Genomic DNA, 20,538 nt, shown 5'->3' with positions numbered 1-20,538 from the left:
GCGGCGTGTGCATCGTCTTTTTTGGCTGTCTTAATTTCCAAACAGGCAATCTTCTGCTATGCTATTATACAGAGTTATTATTATTGTATGTGTCATAAGAAAGGATTAAGCTCGAATGAAATTTGCGGTATTGGATTTTGAAACGACAGGCACCCAGTCCGCGGATGACATCATTCAAGTCGGACTTGCAATTATAGATCATGATAACAGCATTTCCCGTGTTTACGGCTCTTATGTAAACCCTGGCAGATCTATTCCACCTTTTATCACCGGATTGACCGGAATTACAGACGATGACGTCAAGGATGCACCTGCACTCGAAGAAATGATGATGGAGCTCGTGCCTATGCTGGACGATGTCGTACTCGTCGGTCATAACGTGGCGTTTGATTTTAATTTTTTGCAAAGCGCTTTGGACCGGTGTGGATATTTACCCTTTAGCGGTAGAATTTTGGATACGATGGATTTTCTGAAAATTATGTTTCCATCGTTATCTTCTTATCAGCTAGGTTTTGTTTCCTCAGAGTTTGGGCTGGCGCATGACCGCCCTCATCAAGCAGACAGCGACGCGTTGGCTACGGCTGAGGTGTTTTTAAAGTGTCTGGGTGAGCTTCAAGCACTGCCTCTGATAACGATACAGCGGCTTAGCGATTTGTTCGCAGAGGAAGACAGCGACCTGGGTTGGTTTCTTGACGGCATACGAGAAGAGAAAGAGCTAGATCCTATTCAGGATTTGGAGAAACATCAGTTTTTTCGTCAGCTTGCGCTTAAAGTGGAAGATTGGACTGAACTGGCTGCTCCACGCAGAGAAGATGACCCGAATCCACTGTCAGGCGTTTCCTTTGAGCAGTATATGGATGATGTACGGGACAATTTGCGTTCATCCTTGAGCCAATATGAGGAGCGCGAGGCGCAGATACAAATGATTGAGGGTGTAAATCAAGCCCTGAGTCAAGATAAGCATTTGTTGATTGAGGCGGGTACAGGAACAGGGAAGTCCCTGGGCTATTTGCTTCCGTCACTGTATCACAGTGTAAAATATGGGCAGAGGGTCACCGTAAGCACGCATACCATTAATCTGCAGGAGCAATTGCGAGAGCGTGATATTCCGATGCTGACCAAAGTGATTCCGTTCCCGTTCCGGGCTGCCATCTTTAAGGGACGGGGGCATTATTTGTGTCTGCGTAAGTTTGAACATAAAATAAACAGAAGAGACTTCGCGACACCAAAGGAAGACTTGATTACAGCGGCTCAAATGATTGTCTGGCTGACTCTGACAGAAACCGGTGATGATGAGGAACTAAACCTGAGCAATCGTGGAGGGGATTTTTGGGAAACGGTTGCTAGTGATTCCGAGTCCTGTCTTGGTCGTTCTTGTCCATGGTTCCGCAAATGCTACTATCATCGTGCACGTCATGAAGCAGGAACAGCGGATGTGGTTATAACGAATCACTCCAAGCTGTTCACCGACGTCAAAGCAAGTCATCAACTGTTGCCTAGCTATGAACACTTGGTGATTGATGAGGCACATCATCTAGAGGAAGTAGCTGGTAAGCACCTGGGCATGCATATGAAATATTTCACACTCGTGCATACGCTGACTCGATTGTTCAAGGACAGCAAGAATGGGCAATTGCCTTCGTTACGTCAGCAGTTGGCAAAATCGGGGCATGAGAAGTCGACGGAATGGGCCTCGGTCATTGATCAGTTGTACCCACTTGTGTTAGAGGTTAAGGAAACTTGGGACCTACTAAGCGATAAGCTGTTTGGCATGTTGCCGGAGCGAACTGATGCCACACCAGGTGAAACGGGGCAATTTTCTTCGCGTCTCAAACCGTCAGCCAAGCCTGCAAAGTGGGATCAGGCGGCGGCATTGGAAAATCAGCTTTATGTAACATTGAGCGAAATTTTGCGCAAGGGCGACAAGCTGATGCTGGATGTCAAGGAAGAACATGACGATTATGCGGCGGATAGTCTCATTACAGATATCACGGGTCTGCTTAAGGATTTGGCGGGGATTAGGGAAAATTTGCGCTTCTTTATACGACTCGATGATGAAACAACCGTATATTGGCTTGAAGCGAGTGGACAATTCCGTAGTAAATCATTGCAATTTTATGCGGTGCCCGTCGATGTGAGCCGCCAGTTGAAAGAAATGTTTTTTGACAAAAAAAGAAGTATTATTCTGACATCTGCTACTTTATCGGTAGATAAATCGTTTCAGTACATGACCGATCAACTCGGTTTGCAGGAGGCCGCAGATCAAGGACGATTAATGACGTCACAGCTCCCATCACCCTTTAATTATAGGGATCAGGTGTTGCTGGTCATTCCGCGAGATTTTCCGAGTGTGAAGGGCAGTGTAGGAGATGCACATTTTGTAGAGATGCTCGTTAGCTCTCTAGGAGCGACTGCCCAGGCGACGCGGGGGAGAATGCTCGTTCTGTTTACTTCCTATCGGATGCTCCGGCAAGTGTATGAGCCGCTCAAAGAGGCGTTAGCGTCCAGCGATATTACCGTGTTAGGACAAGGTGTGGACAGTGGGAGTCGCAGCAAGCTAACCCGCCGTTTTCAGGAAGCGAAAGCTTCTGTATTGCTGGGAACCAGTAGCTTCTGGGAAGGCGTCGATATTCCAGGGAAAGCTTTGACTTGTCTGGCTATCGTTCGCTTGCCGTTTCAACCGCCCAACCACCCGTTACTGGAGGCTAAAAGCGAGTTGCTCCAGCAGCAGAAGAAGAATCCATTTATGAAGCTGTCTGTACCACAAGCAGTTATTCGCTTCAAACAGGGATTTGGGCGATTGGTACGTACAGCGAGCGACCACGGAGTCGTCATCGTTTACGATACGCGTGTGATCGAATCCTATTATGGAAAGCACTTTTTGTACTCGTTACCGGGACCAAAAATGGAGCATATGCCATCGGAGCAAATGGTGCCCCGCATCGCTGAATGGCTCCAATCCGCCCCGGAGACAGAGGCACAACGGACGGACACTTAAAGTCCGTTACAATTAGGGGGAGCAAGTATGAAATCAGATAAAATTTCAGAGGCTGTCGTACGGAGATTACCCGTATATTTACGTTATCTGAATGCACTGCACAAACGGGAGGTGGCTACGGTCTCTTCTCAAGAGCTGGGACAGAGGTTAGATTTGAATCCGGCCCAAATTCGTAAAGATCTTGCCTATTTTGGCGATTTTGGTCGGAAGGGCATCGGTTACGATGTTTCTTATCTAATCGAGAAAATACGCCATATCCTGAAAATCGACCAGCAAATTAATGTAGTATTGGTCGGAGCAGGTAATCTGGGTCAAGCCCTATCGAACTATAATGCTTATTTAAAAGACAATATGAAGATTGTGGCGGTTTTTGATGCGTTCCCGGATAAGGTTGGGACCAGAATCAATACTTTGGTCGTACAGCCGATGGATGAACTGGAAGCGACTGTGAAAGAAAAAAATATACGAATCGGGATTATTACTGTACCTGATTTTGAGGCACAGCACGTAGCTGATAGGCTGATTGAGAGTGGAATTGGAGCGATTTTGAACTTTGCACCTATCATTCTCAAGGCACCGGCTAACATTCGGATACATGCCACAGACTTTACAACTGATTTGCTTAGCCTCGCTTATTATCTGGAGGACGGAAAGGAAGAAGCACAATATGACAGTGAATAAATGGATGATTAAAAACGGCTCGTTTGCCGTGAATGGACCCGAGGCTGGGGTAATCCATGGTTTTATGATTGTGGAGGATAGCCGTATTACTTACATTGGCGAGACTTTGCCTGCGGGTGAGGAAGAGACAGAAGCAATCGACGGCAAGGGGTTATTGTTTTTACCTGGTCTGATCAATACTCATGGTCATGCGGCGATGTCTCTGCTGCGAGGGTATGGAGATGATTTGGCACTTCAAGTGTGGCTTCAGGAAAAAATGTGGCCTATGGAAGCCAAGTTTACATCTACGGATGTGTACTGGGGAACTTCTTTGTCAGTGCTGGAAATGCTGAAAGGTGGAACCACGACTTTCCTGGATATGTACGATCATATGGATGAGGTGGCTCGTGTAGCTGAAGAGTCGGGCATTCGTGCAAGCTTGATGCGTGGAGCCATTGGACTCTGTTCAGAAGAAGAACAACGGATCAAGCTAGCTGAGGCCGTGACTTTTGCGCGTAACTGGCATGGAAAAGCAGACGGACGTATCACAACAATGATGTCTCCTCATGCCCCATACACATGCCCGCCTGCGTTTATTGAGAAATTTGTTCAAGCAGCACATGATCTCGATTTACCATTGCATACGCACATGTCCGAGACGATCGCCGAAGTTGAACAAAACGTACGCGACTACGGCTTGCGTCCAGTTGCACACTTAGATAAGCTTGGCTTTTTCTCCCGTCCTTCACTTGTTGCCCACGGCGTTCACTTGAACGACGAAGAAATAGCTTTGTTAGCGGAACGAGGTGTGGCGGTATCGCATAATCCAGGCAGCAACTTGAAGCTGGCAAGTGGTGTAGCTAGAGTGCCTGAATTGCTGCGTGCAGGAGTTACTGTTTCACTCGGAACAGATGGTCCTGCCAGCAATAATAACCTGGATATGTTCGAGGAAATGCGTCTGGCGGCACTCATTCACAAGGGAGTATCTGGCGACCCAACGGCAGTTCCTGCAAATGAAGCACTACGTCTGGCAACAGAGTATGGTGCAAAGTCGATTGGTTTAAAAGAGGTAGGAGCGCTGGCAGCAGGCAATAAGGCTGACTTTATCGCGCTAGATCTGGATCAGGCCCATTTCTTGCCGCGTACAGATCTTATTTCTCATGCCGTATACTCTGCAAGTGCCAAAGACGTGGCTCATGTGTGGGTAGACGGCCGTCAGGTTGTGAAAAATGGCGAATGCCTGACGATGGACGAGGAACGTATCAAACATGAGGCACAAGCCGCCTTTGAAGGGCTGCTGTCGCGCTAATTTAGGTGTCACATCCCCTTAGAGAGGAAGCACAGGTTTGAAAAATAAGAAGAAATGGATAGCGGTCGCCATTTTGGCCGTAATACTGATCCTGGTCAGCATTTTCTGGTATTATTCGTATGTTACTCAAGACCAGGTGGCTGAGAAAAATGCCGCTATCATGAAGGCCAAGCAATCAGGTGGTCTGGTTAGCACGACTCAGACATGGAAGTCTGTGTGGGATCAGATATATTGGGTAGTTCAAGGAAAAAACGCACAGAATGAAAATATAATGGTGTGGGTTCCTTTTCAAAAAATGGAGGGGAAACCTAACATACCTGCCGCAGATCCAAGCGGTGTTCATACCGAGCTGATGAAAAACGGAGTCGACGAGCAAAAAATGACAGCGATAATTCAGCAGCAACTTCCAAATGCAAAAATTGTAAGGCTCCAACCGAGTGTGTTCAATGGCGAATATGTATGGCAACTGTTTTACGATGATGAAAGCCATCACCACTATACCTTTTACCGTTTCTCAGATGGAGCATCGACGGGGATAAAATATACTTTGCCTAATTACTAGCGCGATGTTAAGAGTGTGGATCGGTGGCTTGGGAGTACCCAAAAGCGTTAGGAGCGCTGCGTAGTCCATTTGATCTTACGATCGCTTCGCTTCTGCAGATTCAAGTGTTCCACTCCGCTGGCTGACAGCTATGGGGCCACTCCAAATAACTTTTATACTCAGTCTATATAGCTTGGAATGATTGAAAGTATTAGAAAAAGACGCAAATACGATTTAATTCGTATTTGCGTCTTTTTACTTAATGCTCCGCAAAGCTGGACTAAAAGCCAGAAGCATCTTTTTGCCTTATCACAACTCCTCCACACATTGCCTTCGATATTAGATTTACGTTATGATATACTATATTTTATAAGTGATAGACAAAAATGATAGATAAATGAGTTGCTGATCATTATAAGATCATGCAATTTGGTTGTTTGTTGACATTCGTCCCGTTTCTTCTGGGTTTTACATTTTGAGAGGAGGATGTTGTTTGAAATTGCGTGCAGTTCCTATTGTTGTGGCGGCCGTTTTGGCAGCCTTGTTAATGTTTGGAGGATGGTTCATTTACCGTCAGGTTACAATGCAAAGTCCTCTGGAAAAACTGGTATCTCAATATCCAGGCGTGACAAGCGCTCAAATAGATATTAAACAGGATCAGGTGGTATTGAAACTAGATCTCAAACCGCAGGCGGATGTGGCCGGATTAGTCGATGTGGTTAAGCAAAAAGGGCAATCCATCATTGGCAGCCGCACCATTAAGCTGGATATCGCAGATCGTTCCAATTCAGCACTGAATCAATGGTGGTCTGAGGCTATGTTTCCTGTAGCCGAAGCGATGGAAAATAAAAAGTATACTCAAATTTCATCTACAGTTGAGCAGATGAAAAAGAAAAAGACAGGTATCAAGGCTGATACCGATATGGATTCGAACAATGTCTATATCCGACTCAGCGAAGGCAATGCGACGAAGTTTATCGTTTTGCCACGTCAATCTCAGCAAATGGGGGTATGGCCTAATGCCTAGATGGATCAAGGAAATATTAATCGGTATTGTGCCGGTGGCCATTATATTTCTCGTTTTTATTGGGGTAAACATTATCCCTCTTCTTGTTGCGGGCGTGATGCTCAGTGGCTTGTTAATGCTCATGCATGCTCGTGGCGGCTTGGCCGTAGGTGCCGGGCAAGAGCGCAAACGTAAAAAAAATGGTCCGGACAAGCTGACTTTTGAGGAAATTGGTGGACAAGAAAGCGCTAAACAGGAATTGCGTGAAGCCTTGGATTTTTTGAATCGTCATGATGAAATTTCCAAGTTTGGCATTCGTCCATTGAAAGGCGTTTTGCTTACAGGCCCTCCGGGAACAGGGAAAACGCTGATGGCGAAAGCAGCTGCACACTATACCAATTCAGTGTTTGTTGCAGCTTCAGGCAGTGAATTTGTTGAAATGTATGTAGGTGTTGGTGCAGGTCGTGTCCGTGAGTTGTTTAGGGAGGCTCGCACTCGTGCAGCCAAGGAAAAGAAAGAAAATGCAATCATTTTTATTGATGAGATTGATGTTATTGGCGGTAAGCGTGAGGGTGGGCAGCAACGAGAATATGATCAGACTTTGAATCAGTTGCTGACAGAAATGGATGGCATTTATTCGGCAGATACGCCGCGGATATTGCTCATTGCGGCAACAAACCGTAAAGAAATGTTGGACAGCGCCTTAACGCGTCCAGGACGTTTTGACCGTCATATTCAAGTAGACTTACCTGATAAAAAGGGTCGTCTTCATATCCTTAAAATTCATGCCAAAAACAAACCGATCCAGGAAGATGCTAATTTGGACAAAATTGCAGAGGAGTCTTACGGTTTTTCCGGTGCACAGTTGGAGAGCGTCATGAATGAAGCGGCTATCTATGCAATGAGACAGGATCGGCAAATGATTGCGCAAAGTCATCTGTCCATGGCGATTGACAAGGTGATGATGGGCGAAAAAACAGACCGAGAATCGACATTCGAAGAGAAAAAACGTGTAGCGATTCACGAGCTGGGACATGCTATTATGGCTGAAATCGTCCGTCCTGGTAGTGTAAGTCAAGTAGCGCTCAGCCCGCGTGGGAAAGCGCTCGGTTACGTGCGTCACAACCCACAGCAAGAGCATTATTTATATACCAAGCAGTACCTGGAGGAGCAAATTATGATCTCGCTTGCAGGTGCTACAGCAGAAGAAATGTACTACGGCGGTCGAAGTACTGGTTCAAGTAATGATTTTGAGCAGGCACTGAACATCGTTCATACGATGATGACTTCCGGTTTAACTTCTCTTGGGATTATTAACATGGAAATGGTTACAAAAGAGGAACTCATGCGGGAAAATGGCGAGATTATGAATGACCTGCATAACCGCACTTTGGAGTTGTTGGAAAAGCATCGTCCTGTGTTCGACAATTCTCTTGACATCTTGATGAAGGAAGAAACGCTATCCGGAGATCAATTTAGATGTCAATTTAGTGAAAATGCTTTATTACCAGCATAATTTTTTATGCTGGTTATTTTTTTTTACTTTTAGTCCGTGCTAAGATATTATTATCTATTGGGACATAAACATGTATTTTTCGACAAAGAAGGATACAATATATGAGAGTGACCAGGAAAGGGTGGAGTTAAGAACCATGCAATTTAAAAAAATCGGCGTCATTGGCGGCGGCACCATGGGACAAGGTATTTCTGAAATGCTTGCGTCCAAAGGAATCGATGTGCTGCTAGTAGAGCAGACACCAGAGAAACTAGACTACGCTTATAATATGATTGAAACAAGTCTAGATAAGCAACTGGAAAAGTGGGCAATTACCCAAGCAGAGAAAAAACTGATTTTATCTCGTATTGAAAAAGTATCCCATCTGGCGGAGCTCGCTAGCTGTGATATGGTCATTGAAACCATTACAGAGAATCTGGATGAGAAGAAAGTTGTTTTCCAAGAGCTGGATCATGTATGTCCAAGCAACATCATCCTTGCAAGTAATACATCCACGCTGAGCCTGACCGAGCTTGCCAGCTCGACCAAGTATCCAGAGCGTGTTATTGGTATGCACTTTATTTATCCAGTATCCCGTATTGATCTTGTAGAAATTATTCGTGGTTTGAAAACTTCAGATGATACCTTTGAAAACACGAAAATGTTCGTGGAAGAAATCGTGGAGAAAAAAGGAGTCATGATTTATGAATCTCCTGGCTTTGTAACTAGCCGGATTATCTGTCTGCTGATTAACGAAGCAGCTCATGTACTTCAAGAGGGCGTAGCTTCTGCCGAAGATATCGACGATGCTATGCGTATCGGCTACAACTTCCAAAACGGTCCTTTGGAAATGGCTGACCGCTTTGGTCTGGATTCTGTTTTGGCGGCTCTGGAGCGGATGTTCCGTGAATTTGGCGAACTGAAATACCGTCCGTCCATCGTCCTGAAGAAAATGGTACGTGCAGGTAATCTGGGCGTGAAATCGGGCGAAGGCTTCTTTAAGTATGACAAGGATGGTGACCGGATATGAAAATCCTCGTAATCAACGCAGGGAGTTCTTCCCTGAAATACCAATTGTATGATATGACGGACGAGTCCGTTTTGGCAAAAGGATTGGTAGAGCGCATCGGTATGGACTCTTCGATTCTGACGCATAAACCAACCAATAAGGAAGAATACACTGAAGTTAGCGAAATTTTGGAGCATACTACTGCCATCCGTAAAGTACTGAATGCACTCACAGATGCAGAGCATGGTGTTATCTCCAGCATTAGCGAAATTCAGGCTGTGGGCCATCGTGTGGTTCATGGAGGCGAAATTTTCAAACAGTCAGCGCTCGTAACTCCTGAAGCGAAGAGTGAAATCCGTCGCTTGTTCGACCTGGCTCCACTGCATAACCCAGCATCCATGATGGGGATTAAAGCGGCTGAATTGAATATGCCAGAAGTACCGCAAGTTGTGGTATTTGATACTTCGTTCCATCAAACCATGCCAGAAAAAGCTTATATGTACGCCATACCGAGAGTGTTGTACAATAAGTATAAGGTTCGTCGTTACGGTGCACACGGCACTTCCCATGACTTTGTAAGTAAGGAAGCTGCCAAATTTGTCGGCCGTCCTTTGGAAGACTTGAAGATCATCACTTGCCATATCGGTAATGGTGGTAGTGTAACAGCAGTTCAAGGCGGTTTGTCTGTAGATACTTCCATGGGTATGACTCCACTGGAAGGACTTATGATGGGTACTCGTAGTGGTGATTTGGACCCAGCAATCGTGCCTTATGTCATGAACAAAGAAGAATTGACTGTCAATGAAGTCAATTCCATGCTGAACAAGCATAGTGGACTTCTAGCTATTTCTGGTATCAGCAGTGATATGCGTGAAATCACTGAAGGTATGGAAAAAGGCGAAGCTAATTCTACATTGGCATTTGAAATGTATGAATACCGTCTACGCAAGTATATTGGTTCGTATGCTGCCGCAATGAACGGAGTAGACGTAATTGTATTTACAGCAGGCGTAGGCGAGAACTCCATCGTTCTGCGTAAGAGAGTGTTGGAACAACTGACATTCCTCGGTATCGAGCTGGATGAATCATTGAACGCTATTCGTTCTGGCGAGATTCGCCGGATTACAACTGCAAATTCAAAGGTAGAAGTACTGATCATTCCAACAAACGAAGAACTGGTAATTGCCCGTGACACGTTCCGTCTGGTTCAGTAGTTCGGTCCGTAAGTGTAAACTTTATACATGTGGAACTATGGTTTAAGTACCACATGCACCAAACAGCCTAACCCAAGGGGGAGGGCTGTTTGATTTTCGGTTCAAGGAGAGAGACGGTCATGACAAATAAAAGTACGATTGCCCAAGTGGGTCGCCATGTAGGGGAAACGGTTACAATTGGCGCTTGGGTAAACAATAAGCGGTCTAGCGGTAAAATTCAGTTCCTGCAACTACGTGATGGTAGCGGGTATATTCAAGGGGTTATCGTAAAAAGCGAAGTGTCTGAGGATATTTGGAATGACGCCAAATCCCTGACACAAGAGAGCTCCCTTTATGTAACTGGAATCGTGCGAGAGGAGCCGCGCAGTCAATCGGGCTATGAATTAACGGTTACAGGTATTGAAATCATTCATTTGACCGAAAACTACCCGATTACCCCAAAAGAGCACGGTGTAGATTTCCTGATGGATCATCGCCATTTGTGGCTACGTTCCGCCAAGCAACGTGCGGTTCTGATCATACGGGCGGAAATTATCCGTGCTGTACAGGAATTTTTCAACGGCAACGGTTTTACGAAGGTAGACCCGCCTATTTTGACTCCTTCTTCTGCGGAAGGTACAACTGAGTTGTTCCACATCAAATATTTTGACGAGGATGCTTATTTGACACAAAGCGGACAGCTGTACATGGAAGCTGCGGCAATGGCGCTGGGTAAAGTATATTCCTTTGGTCCAACCTTCCGTGCGGAAAAGTCCAAAACACGTCGTCACCTGATTGAGTTCTGGATGATCGAGCCTGAGATGGCTTTTGTGGATCACGAAGAATCCTTGCGCGTTCAGGAGCAGTTTGTAAGCCATATCGTGCAGTCTGTTCTGAAAAATTGTGCGAAGGAGCTTGAAGCTATCGGACGCGATGTTTCGAAGCTGGAGCAAATTCAAGGTGAGTTTCCACGGATTACGTACGATGAGGCGATTGCCTTCCTTCAAGGTGAAGGATTCGACATCCCGTGGGGAGAAGACTTCGGTGCTCCTCATGAAACAGCTATTGCCGAAAGATATAACAAGCCTGTGTTCATTACGCATTGGCCGACTCACATTAAAGCATTCTATATGAAACCTGACCCATCCCGCCCAGAGGTTGTTCTGTGTGCCGATATGATCGCTCCTGAAGGTTATGGCGAAATTATCGGGGGTTCCCAACGAATTGACGATCCAGCATTGATGGAAGAACGTTTTAACGAGCATAACCTGGCACGCGAAGCCTACCAATGGTATATGGATCTGCGCACCTATGGTACCGTTCCGCATTCTGGCTTTGGATTGGGACTGGAGCGTACAGTAGCATGGATTTGTGGACTCGATCATGTACGTGAAACGATTCCGTTCCCACGTATGCTGTATCGTTTGTATCCATAATCAATGACAGGATCATTTGATAAGACATCAGCGGCAGATTGGGCGGAGGGAGTAGCCTATGCTATGGAAACCGGAATGGTTCAAATTCCCTACGCTTTGCTCAAGCATTATCGGACGCTTCGGCTGACGGATGGTGAAATGCTGCTACTGATGCAGTTACTTGCATTTAAACAAGCGGAACGTAATGAATTTCCGACATGGGAGCAATTGCAGGCTCGAATTGGGTGCACTGCAAACGAAATCGCGCTTTATTTCAGTAAGCTCATGAAAGAAGGGTTTTTGCGAATAGATTCCGTGGAAGACCGCAGTTCATCCGTCCAATTTGAACGTTATAACTTGGCGGGTCTGTATCGCAAGCTGGCTGAATGTATGATCGCCGAGCGTTCGGAGCAGCACGATGAAGATGACATTTTGTTTGCCGGGAAGCCGGATTTACTGAATGGAGTATCGGAATCTCCCATTACAGAAGAACGAAATTTATTCACGATTTTTGAGAAAGAATTCGGCCGACCATTATCACCGATGGAATATGAGACGATCAGCAGTTGGGTGGATCAGGATCGATATCCGGAGGAACTGATTTTGCTGGCTCTGAAGGAAGCGGTGTTTGCTGGGAAGGTACATTTCCGGTATATAGATCGCATTCTGCTAGAGTGGAGCCGAAACCGGGTTCGTAATGCACAGGATGCGAAAGAATATGCTCAGCGATTCCGTGGTGGCGGTCGCAATTAAAGTAGCAAATTGAGCCTTGTGGATAGTAATTTGATGCACTATGACTTTCACAGTGAGATGGCGATACATGGACAACCGTGGAGTAACGCCTGTGCACATGAAGGGCAGAAATTAAAGTGAGTAAGCAGACTTTAAGGATAGAGGACACACCTTTCCGATTGGAGGGTGTGTCCTTTTTAAATTTTTTTTTCGAAATGTGCAGGGGGAGAAAAATTCCTGGCGTCTATAGTATTGGGAAGGGGGAGAGCGTCATTGATATAGAGAGAATCATTGAACGAATCCGGTCCGGTGATCGGCAGGCGTTCCGTGAGATCGTAGAGCTGTACAGCAAGCATGTATTTCATGTGGCCTATTCGGTACTGCATGACAGCAAGGAAGCGGAGGATGCCGCGCAGGAGGCGTTCGTTCAAGTGTACAAGTCTCTCCCCCAGTACCGGAACGAAGGGTTTAAAACGTGGCTGAGCCGAATTGCGCTCCATAAAGCGCTGGATATTAAACGCAAACAAGACAGGCGACCCGCAGAGCTTATAGACGTGGCACAATCCCTTGTGCAGCTCCCTTCCCCGGATGAAGATGTATTGGCCCGTCTCATCCGCGAAGAGCAAACGGTAGAACTATTACAAAAAATCGCCCAGTTGCCCCAGCAGCATCGAGATATTATTCAAGCCTACTATATGCAGGGCAAAACCTACGATCAAATAGCAGAAGAGACGCAGGTAGCTTTAAAAACGGTAGAGTCCAGACTCTATCGGGCACGACTATGGATTCGGAATCACTGGAAGGAGGAGGAATGGCAATGACTGACCAACAGGATAGACCGTGGATGGAAGGGCAAACGAATGACTGGCATGCATACATTACAGGAACTTGTTCGATAGAGGAATCTACCCGACTGGAAAAGCTCTTGTTGGAAGATGAACAAGCGCTGATGTTATATCTTGTCGCACTGGAGCAATTAGAGCCGACATTGGAAGAACACTCTGCCTGGATGGATACGGAGCGCTTCACAGATCAGGTAATGGCCGTTCTTCCTAATATAGAAGCTGAACCGAGTCAAATTATGTTCAAAAAACGTCGTTGGTTTGAAAAACCTGTGTTCCACTATGTTATTGCCGCAAGTCTGACGTTGATCTTGCTATCCAGTGGAGCCTTTGACAAAATGATGCCGCAAACAGGCAATAAGCCAGTTCCTTCAAAAGAACGCGTCTCTTACAGTGAAGAAGTCATGCAAGCTACGACAACCTGGCTCGATAAATTAAAGCCCTAAATGACTTAAGGGTAATATGAACAAGTTTAAAATCAACCTTCAGTTGGGAATTTTACCAAGATTCCATAAATAGAAAGGAAGTGTAGCGATGCCTTATACGGAACGAAGCAAGCTATTGGCATTTCTATTGAACATCATTCCGGGTGTAGGACACTATTACTGGACCAGAAAAGCCAATGCGTTTGTCTATACGATTTTGTTTTTCGGATGTCTGGCAGGGGGAATATTTTTGTCAGTGGTAGCAAGTGACGGAGCGTTTTTTTTGGTGGGTATGTTTATTGCTGCCCTTTTATGGGGACTCTGCATGCTGCATATCGTGATTAGCTTATTACGTTATGATCCTCGTGCAGTCGCTGCTCCATACCCCCCTCATGCAGGACCCAATCCATATGGCTTTTACTCGCAAAGTGAACCTTATGGAGAGGCTGGTTTAACAGGAGAGGTGCCGGAGGGAGCAACAGACACAGGCACGAATACCACGGGGGGAGGTATGGGATCTGGTCCCGGGTATTATCAACAAGGATACTATGGTATGGCAGGATCACCTGCTTTTCAAAAAGGATCGGATAATGAACGATTTTTTACGATTTTGCTGTCATTCATTCCGGGTTTGGGGCACCTTCATTTGGGGCTGATGCAGCGTGGCTTGTCTTTTCTGTTATCCTTCTTTGGCTTTGGCGCGATCCTCATCTTTATTACTAGCATAACGAACGAATCCGGATTTTTGGCGTTTGCAGGCGTGTTGCCGATTATTTGGCTGTATTGCATGTTTGATGCGGTGCAGCATGTACATCGTAAACAAGCTGGAGACATTCTTCAGGACCGGACTTTGTTTGAGGAACTGGAGCATGGAAGAGTTGAGGGACGTCGTAGTAAAATGCTGGCTACCATTTTATCGGTATTTCCCGGTGCCGGACATATGTATATTGGGTTGCAAAAACGTGGACTACAGCTCATGCTACTGTTTTTAGGATTTATCTATATACTGGACGTGCTGCATCTTTCACTCTTTTTGTTTCTAATCCCGGTGGTCTGGTTTTACAGCTTTTTTGATGCATTGCAGCAGGTAAGTCGTTATGGACGGGAGCAGCTGATCGACAAGCCTGTGATCGCTATGTTTGCTCAATATCACCGCTGGGTAGGCTTAGGACTGCTTCTGCTGGGTGCATACTACATCCTGATTAACGTACTTGTTCCGACACTGGACCGTCTGTTCCCGGATGGACAAATTTACAATTTAGTTGATATGTATTTAAGAACCATTATTGTCTCTCTTCTATTAATTGGCGGCGGTGTTTGGATGATGATTGGCAATTCCAAATTGAAGCGAGCAAAGGAGAAACGATAGAATGGATACTGAATTTTCAAAGAGTGAGGCTTCCTTTAAGGGAGCCCATCACTCTCAGAGCGACGTGACTGGGGCAATAGGTTTATTGGGTACTTCATCCCATAAGAATGGCACCTCCAAGAGCTCAAACGCTCCAACAGGTGTGTGGAAAGTTGGAAGGCTGTCCATGGGACTTTTTCTTGTACTGCTGGGCGGCGTAACGTTTGCCTCTAAGTTTTGGGGAGCGGGCATACTGGATCAAGCGTTGACGTGGTGGCCTGTCGTGTTTGTTTTGCTGGGACTGGAGATTTTAATGTATACCGCTTGGAAAGGGACACGTGAGCGCATTCGCTATGATCTGTTCAGTATGTTTATTACGGCGATATTGGTTTTTTGTTGTATCGGATTTGCCTTAGTCAGCTCATTGGGCATCACTCCGCAAGTCAGAGAAATGATGAGTTCGGTTCAGGAAACAAGGACTCTCCCAGACTGGCATGAAAAACTTCCTGCCGGAGTGACCAAGGTGATTGTACAGGGAGAAGATCCCTATGCGGTCAAAATTGACGCAACCACCTCACCGGAGGTGCATGTGTTCGGGAATTATATATATACAGGCAATGAGGATGATTTCAAAGGAACGGAGCTGTATCAGACAAAGCAAATTGGAGACACACTATATGTACTTCTCAGCCAGGTTCCCACACGTTTTATGCAGACACATCATCAGCTGGACGTTACCATTGCGGTGCCTGAGGGAATAGCGGTTACTGTGCGTGACAGTCAGGGAAATGTGGTTGAAAAATAGAGAGTGCTTCGTGCTTCAGCTTTACATTTTGCATTATACGCGCGATACTTGTTAGGGAGCCTGGGTTTTCAGCTATGTCAATAGTTCAAGATGTATTGCTTACCAGGCGTAATTTGATGATATGCATTCGAAGAGCGAATGTAACCGGAAAAGAGGAAAAAAATGATTTCATTGAATCCTGACACACTTACAGAGCGTGAAAATTATAAGCTGTTGACCGGGAGTATTATCCCAAGGCCGGTAGCGTTTGTAACGACTTTGAGCAGCGAAGGGGTGCTGAATGGTGCTCCGTTCAGTTATTTTTCCATCGTTGCTGCCGAGCCGCCACTGCTGTCTGTATCCGTACAGCGTGTCGATGGAGTTTCTAAAGATACAGCGCGTAATGCGATGGAGCACAATGCTTTTGTCGTACATATTACAGACGAAGACAATGTGGGGGCAGTGAATGTGACGGCTTCCCGTCTGTCGCCGGAGGAGAGTGAGGTTACACTGGCAGGTCTCACCCCAATAAAGAGTACAAAAATTGCAGTTCCCGGTGTGACTGAAGCGAAAATACGTATGGAATGTATTTTGGAGAAGGTGATACCGCTGGGAGGCAAGGAGGACACACCTGCCTGTGACCTATTAATTGGGCGCGTAGTGCAGTATCATTTATCAGAGGAAGCGTACCAAAATACATATGTGATTGCCAAGGAGTTGCGTCCGGTGAGTCGGTTGGCTGGAAACAACTATGCAAAGCTAGGTGAGCAATTCACGCTGGAGCGTCCCCAATAGGGGACGTTGTTTTTTTACTATATTGAAATTTGCCATCGCCCTTCATTTAATTTCCAAATTGAACTTCTTAATGATTTAATTCCGGTATCATTCGACTCAGTACAGTATGTTGCATGTATAATTTCTGAAGATAACAACCTTATGTTAAAGTCAGTAATTATAAATGGTATATGGTTCAATGGAGACCTACTCTTTAAAAAGGTTAATTGCATTGACTTGTCGTACTTTCTACCCGACGAACCATACTCAATATAGTCATGAGCTAATAGTTTTTCAAAATCCTCTCTTCGAGCATGCATTAACTGCTTTTCTAAACTTAATATTATATCTTTTAATTCTTTACTCAACTTATCACCCCAGTTGCCTTTTAATTTGCAGTTGATACCTTCATCGGATTAAAAAACTCCATTTGAGAAGAACAGATTAGGTTTTTATGTCGCCAGTAGGATAGGTTGCTTTTTTTAAATAAAAAAGAACGTTCCGTGCTTTCGCTAGGTACCGTTCTCAATATTCATTCAATGACCACTTTTACCATTCAATGATACGCATCTTTAATATATATAATTTATTCATTTTGAAGTTTTCAGTAGCAAGGAGCGATAGGTCGTTTCAAACAGAAATTCAAACGCCTCCAGATGCTTTTTAGCTTCAAACACATCACGACCCCATGCATAAATGCCATGATTACGCAATAAAATGCCTGGAACCTGATCATTCAGCACGTCTGGTACTAGCTTGGCAATTGAGGCGATGTCAGCATAATTTGGCAGTACGGGAATCTGAATGGCGGCATTTTCCTCCCAAATGTTAAAAGCCTTAATGAGCTCGATGCCTTGCACAGGTACAAAGCCCTGTTCGCCGTAATATTCGGAAATCAGGTTGTTAAATACGGTATGCACATGAAAAACTGCTCCACAGCCTGTCAGGCGGTAAATTTCGCAATGGATGAGCGTCTCTGCACTTGGCTTGAGGTTTGTGGCTTCTGCCGCTTTTCCGTATTGGTCTACGAACAGAAAATCCTCAGGAGTACGTTTGGTCTTATCCTTGCCGCTAGCGGTGACTGCAAAATAAAATTGTTCTGGGTGAAAATTACCAATTCGGATCGACAGATTACCGCTTGTACCTGGGAACCAGTTGCGAGAGGCGAATAGCTCCTTGACATCAGCGAGTTCTTCCAGTGAACGGCGTTTTTCCTCAAACGAAATGTCTGCCAAGTTAAAACTCATTACAGTACCCCCTGCTCCTGTTTTTGCTTTAAATCCTCGATAATATCGTCAAATGTCTCAAAGGGTACATGCGGTACGCCAAGCTCTTGACACTTTAATGTCAGATGTGAGCGGGAGTACACAAGGTCGGCAATTTTAGCTCCTTCAAAATCTGTCAGGCTGTCGCCAATCAAAATCCGTTCGTATTGCTCGGGAGGGTATTGACGAATGACGGTCGTTTTGCACATGCCACAGTCATTCTTACACGGCTCCTCACACCGATGCGGCCACGTGATCTGGATGTGAGCCCCGGAAAAATCCGCTCCGTTGCAAAAAATGTGATCCTGGGGGATGCCGAACGGTTCTAGCAATGGATCAATAAAAAAATCAATGCCGCCGCTAGTAACGAAAAATTCAATCTGCTGCTCTCGTGCAAAGTCCAAAAAGCGTGCAAAGCCCTGACGTATACCCGCTTGTCCAAGTACATATGAGATAACGTCTTCCTTAAGCTTCGAAGGCATCAAGGCGAACATCGCACCTACGCCTTCACGAATGGACATATGCCTGTTCACGATTTGATGCATGATGGGCTCATAGCCCACAGGCTTAAAATGCTTCATAATAGCGACAATATTATCACTGTTCGTAATGGTCCCGTCAAAATCACAAAAAATGACAGGCTTCTTGGCTGTGCTCATCGTTCGCCTCCCCACGTGTCGAGCGCAGATTGCAACTCAGGATGAGTGCGGGCGTATTGGGCCAGCGGGACATTCTGCTGCACCGCCTCAATCGCCTGCACAAAAGCGCGCCCACCAGCTTCCGTACCCAGTGGATGTCCGTGAATACCGCCCCCGGCGTTAACCACCACATCAGTACCAAAGTCGCGTACAATGAGTGGCACCAGACCTGGGTGTATCCCTGCGGAAGGGACAGGCATGCTGGTCTTCAGCGGTAGAGCAGGGGTGATCAGCTCGTCGCGAATCGCCATGTTCTCCTCACGCGGCATTGTCACTGAGCCGTAGGGGGAAGGGAAGAGAACGAGATCAGCACCAGCTAGCCGCATAAGCTGACCAAGCAGGACGGACGCCGATATACCATAATGAGGCGATGGGTATGCAGCACCTGCTAATGAAGGATGGGCTGCAATCGGTACCGAAACGGCGGGATCGCTGCTAAGCTCATGCAGCACATCATAACCATAGGCCAGCACGTTAAACAGTAACGCGTTCGCGCCTGCGTCAATAGCCTTGAGGGCTTGCGTCTTGAGCTGCGAGGTTGGACCGGTTAAATTAGCGGCATACAGCAGCTTTTTACCAGTTTCACGTTCAGCCGCTTCGGCAGCCCGGATACAGGCTTCGACACGTTTTTCAATCGGCGTCATCCCATTTTCAAACAAGATCTCGTCATCTTTGATCAGATCAACGCCGCCGAGAGCCTGACGGGTAAACTGTTCACGCAGTTCGTCCAAATTGAGCCCAATTACGGATTTGAAAATGCTCATGAGCAGAGGCCGGTCATACACGCCAAGCTGCTCACGCAAGCCGCTGATACCGAATTTCGGACCTGAAAAAGCAGAGAGGAATGCTTCCGAGAAACCCAGCTTCGTCAGCTTAATTCGGCCGTCCATCGAAATTTTGCCGAAGACCGTAACCAACAATGCGGGAATATCACGGCTGAAATTGACATCCGGGTAAGCGATCGTTAAGTCGGCGTACCGCTCACCGGGACCTCCATCGTGAATATCCACAGATTGAACAGAGCCGAGATGCTTTTGCATCGCATCCCGCTTGGCCTGCGGGAGCTCAGTCCAGCTGCCCACCGTCATGCCGATGGCAATAGATTGGGCCTTTTGCTTAAAATCAGCTTTGTCATCGTATATTCGGTAGGTCGCCAGGCAATAGCTCACTCAATTCCCTCCTTAAGTACAGCTCCCATCTCGCGGGATCGTTCAGCGCAGCGCTGCACCGCCGCAATCACCGTTTCGTAGAAGTCACCTTTGTCCAGTGTTTCCAATGCAGCTACCGTGGAGCCATTAGGAGACATGATTTTTTGACGAAGGGCAGAAGGCTCCTCTCCGGTTTGCTGGACCATGCGTGCTGCGCCAAGCGCAGTTTGCACTGTTAGTTCATGCGCTTGTTCAGGAGTCAAGCCACCGCGGATTCCCCCAGCAATCATGGCCTCCATTAAGTAGTAGACATAGGCAGGACCGCTTCCGGAAATGCCGGTCAGTACATCCATTTTCTCTTCCTCTATAACCGTTACTGTACCTACGGATTCGAACATCGTAAGCACGTTTTTACGTTGAGTTTCGCTGATCTCCTTGGAAAAACTGATGCCTGTGGCTCCCAGTCCAATCGAACTGGATGTGTTGGGCATCGTCCGTGCGATTGGCTGTTTGCGACCAAGCAACGTTTGCATGGTACGAATAGACAACCCGGCGATGACCGAAATGATCAGCTGTTCATCTGACAGAAGGGGACCGAGCTGTCCAAGTGCCCCGGCAGCATCTTTAGGCTTCATGGCAAGCACGATCACTGGAGAATGACGCAGCAGTTCCGTTTTGGCTGCATCCTCAGTTTGGAACAATACTCCGTATTGCTGTTGGAGTTCTTCAAGACGAGCCTGATTACTGCGGTTGATGACGGTAATACCGCCACGTTTAACGACAGAACGATTCGTCATCCCACGAATAATAGCCTCAGCCATTGAACCTGCACCGAAAAACGTAATTTGCTCGTTAATTAACACCTTTGTTTGTGATTCACACATGGATTCATACCT

20 protein-coding genes are annotated in these 20,538 nt (G+C 46.2%); 15 read left to right on the top strand and 5 right to left on the bottom strand.

Annotated features, from left to right (window positions below; translation table 11 throughout):
- Positions 1-115 precede the first annotated feature (115 nt).
- From dinG to HFE01_RS07900, 15 genes are all read left to right on the top strand, one after another.
- Positions 116-2,998 carry an ATP-dependent DNA helicase DinG gene (dinG, locus tag HFE01_RS07970; protein ID WP_044785193.1) on the top strand — a complete coding sequence of 961 codons (2,883 nt, stop codon included), beginning with the start codon at positions 116-118 and terminating at the stop codon, positions 2,996-2,998.
- 27 nt (positions 2,999-3,025) lie between these two features.
- Positions 3,026-3,679, top strand: coding sequence for a redox-sensing transcriptional repressor Rex (locus HFE01_RS07965; protein WP_016822178.1), 654 nt, complete (start codon positions 3,026-3,028; stop codon positions 3,677-3,679).
- Positions 3,666-4,967 carry an amidohydrolase gene (locus tag HFE01_RS07960; protein ID WP_016822177.1) on the top strand — a complete coding sequence of 434 codons (1,302 nt, stop codon included), beginning with the start codon at positions 3,666-3,668 and terminating at the stop codon, positions 4,965-4,967. Before HFE01_RS07965 ends, HFE01_RS07960 begins: the two co-directional genes overlap by 14 nt.
- Before the next feature lie 37 nt (positions 4,968-5,004).
- Positions 5,005-5,529 carry a cell wall elongation regulator TseB-like domain-containing protein gene (locus tag HFE01_RS07955; protein ID WP_031461655.1) on the top strand — a complete coding sequence of 175 codons (525 nt, stop codon included), beginning with the start codon at positions 5,005-5,007 and terminating at the stop codon, positions 5,527-5,529.
- A gap of 472 nt (positions 5,530-6,001) precedes the next feature.
- A complete protein-coding gene (locus HFE01_RS07950) occupies positions 6,002-6,535 on the top strand; it encodes a hypothetical protein (protein WP_016822175.1) in 534 nt (177 codons plus the stop codon).
- On the top strand, positions 6,528-8,030 hold the full coding sequence (locus HFE01_RS07945; RefSeq protein WP_016822174.1) for an AAA family ATPase: 1,503 nt from the start codon (positions 6,528-6,530) through the stop codon (positions 8,028-8,030). The genes HFE01_RS07950 and HFE01_RS07945 overlap by 8 nt, the downstream gene beginning before the upstream one ends.
- A 136-nt stretch (positions 8,031-8,166) precedes the next feature.
- On the top strand, positions 8,167-9,039 hold the full coding sequence (locus HFE01_RS07940) for a 3-hydroxyacyl-CoA dehydrogenase family protein (RefSeq protein ID WP_013371631.1): 873 nt from the start codon (positions 8,167-8,169) through the stop codon (positions 9,037-9,039).
- Positions 9,036-10,232 carry an acetate/propionate family kinase gene (locus HFE01_RS07935; RefSeq protein WP_013371630.1) on the top strand — a complete coding sequence of 399 codons (1,197 nt, stop codon included), beginning with the start codon at positions 9,036-9,038 and terminating at the stop codon, positions 10,230-10,232. The genes HFE01_RS07940 and HFE01_RS07935 overlap by 4 nt, the downstream gene beginning before the upstream one ends.
- A gap of 119 nt (positions 10,233-10,351) precedes the next feature.
- Positions 10,352-11,647, top strand: a complete 1,296-nt coding sequence (gene asnS / locus HFE01_RS07930; protein WP_016822173.1) for an asparagine--tRNA ligase — start codon at positions 10,352-10,354, stop codon at positions 11,645-11,647.
- Between the two features lie 3 nt (positions 11,648-11,650).
- On the top strand, positions 11,651-12,379 hold the full coding sequence (locus tag HFE01_RS07925; RefSeq protein ID WP_107733438.1) for a DnaD domain-containing protein: 729 nt from the start codon (positions 11,651-11,653) through the stop codon (positions 12,377-12,379).
- A gap of 194 nt (positions 12,380-12,573) precedes the next feature.
- Positions 12,574-13,179 carry an RNA polymerase sigma factor gene (locus HFE01_RS07920; RefSeq protein WP_107733439.1) on the top strand — a complete coding sequence of 202 codons (606 nt, stop codon included), beginning with the start codon at positions 12,574-12,576 and terminating at the stop codon, positions 13,177-13,179.
- On the top strand, positions 13,176-13,646 hold the full coding sequence (locus HFE01_RS07915; protein ID WP_031461652.1) for a hypothetical protein: 471 nt from the start codon (positions 13,176-13,178) through the stop codon (positions 13,644-13,646). The genes HFE01_RS07920 and HFE01_RS07915 overlap by 4 nt, the downstream gene beginning before the upstream one ends.
- A gap of 88 nt (positions 13,647-13,734) precedes the next feature.
- Positions 13,735-14,994, top strand: coding sequence for a multi-tm2 domain protein (locus HFE01_RS07910; protein WP_107733440.1), 1,260 nt, complete (start codon positions 13,735-13,737; stop codon positions 14,992-14,994).
- A gap of 1 nt (position 14,995) precedes the next feature.
- Positions 14,996-15,778 (top strand): hypothetical protein, encoded by a 783-nt coding sequence (locus HFE01_RS07905; RefSeq protein ID WP_107733441.1) that lies wholly within the window; start codon positions 14,996-14,998, stop codon positions 15,776-15,778.
- A gap of 162 nt (positions 15,779-15,940) precedes the next feature.
- A complete protein-coding gene (locus tag HFE01_RS07900) occupies positions 15,941-16,552 on the top strand; it encodes a flavin reductase family protein (RefSeq protein WP_025365106.1) in 612 nt (203 codons plus the stop codon).
- Positions 16,553-16,569: 17 nt separating this feature from the next.
- On the opposite strand, the gene HFE01_RS07895 is transcribed toward HFE01_RS07900, so the two are convergent.
- The 5 genes from HFE01_RS07895 to proC all read right to left on the bottom strand — a co-directional run bounded on the left by HFE01_RS07895 (position 16,570) and on the right by proC (position 20,526).
- Positions 16,570-16,899: a nuclear transport factor 2 family protein gene (locus HFE01_RS07895; protein ID WP_107733442.1), complete on the bottom strand. Its 330-nt coding sequence runs from the start codon at positions 16,897-16,899 to the stop codon at positions 16,570-16,572.
- A gap of 222 nt (positions 16,900-17,121) precedes the next feature.
- Positions 17,122-17,778, bottom strand: a complete 657-nt coding sequence (locus HFE01_RS07890) for a methylthioribulose 1-phosphate dehydratase (RefSeq protein ID WP_016822165.1) — start codon at positions 17,776-17,778, stop codon at positions 17,122-17,124.
- Complete coding sequence (locus tag HFE01_RS07885) at positions 17,778-18,455, bottom strand: 2-hydroxy-3-keto-5-methylthiopentenyl-1-phosphate phosphatase (RefSeq protein WP_107733443.1); 678 nt, start codon at positions 18,453-18,455, stop codon at positions 17,778-17,780. Before HFE01_RS07885 ends, HFE01_RS07890 begins: the two co-directional genes overlap by 1 nt.
- Positions 18,452-19,663, bottom strand: a complete 1,212-nt coding sequence (locus HFE01_RS07880; protein WP_107733444.1) for a 2,3-diketo-5-methylthiopentyl-1-phosphate enolase — start codon at positions 19,661-19,663, stop codon at positions 18,452-18,454. The genes HFE01_RS07885 and HFE01_RS07880 overlap by 4 nt, the downstream gene beginning before the upstream one ends.
- Positions 19,660-20,526 carry a pyrroline-5-carboxylate reductase gene (proC, locus tag HFE01_RS07875; protein ID WP_107733445.1) on the bottom strand — a complete coding sequence of 289 codons (867 nt, stop codon included), beginning with the start codon at positions 20,524-20,526 and terminating at the stop codon, positions 19,660-19,662. Before proC ends, HFE01_RS07880 begins: the two co-directional genes overlap by 4 nt.
- Positions 20,527-20,538 lie beyond the last annotated feature (12 nt).

The sequence above is a fragment of the Paenibacillus sp. EKM10P genome (assembly GCF_011800655.1).
Taxonomy (GTDB): Bacteria; Bacillota; Bacilli; order Paenibacillales; family Paenibacillaceae; genus Paenibacillus; species Paenibacillus polymyxa.
This window is presented reverse-complemented; position numbering and strand designations above follow the sequence as displayed.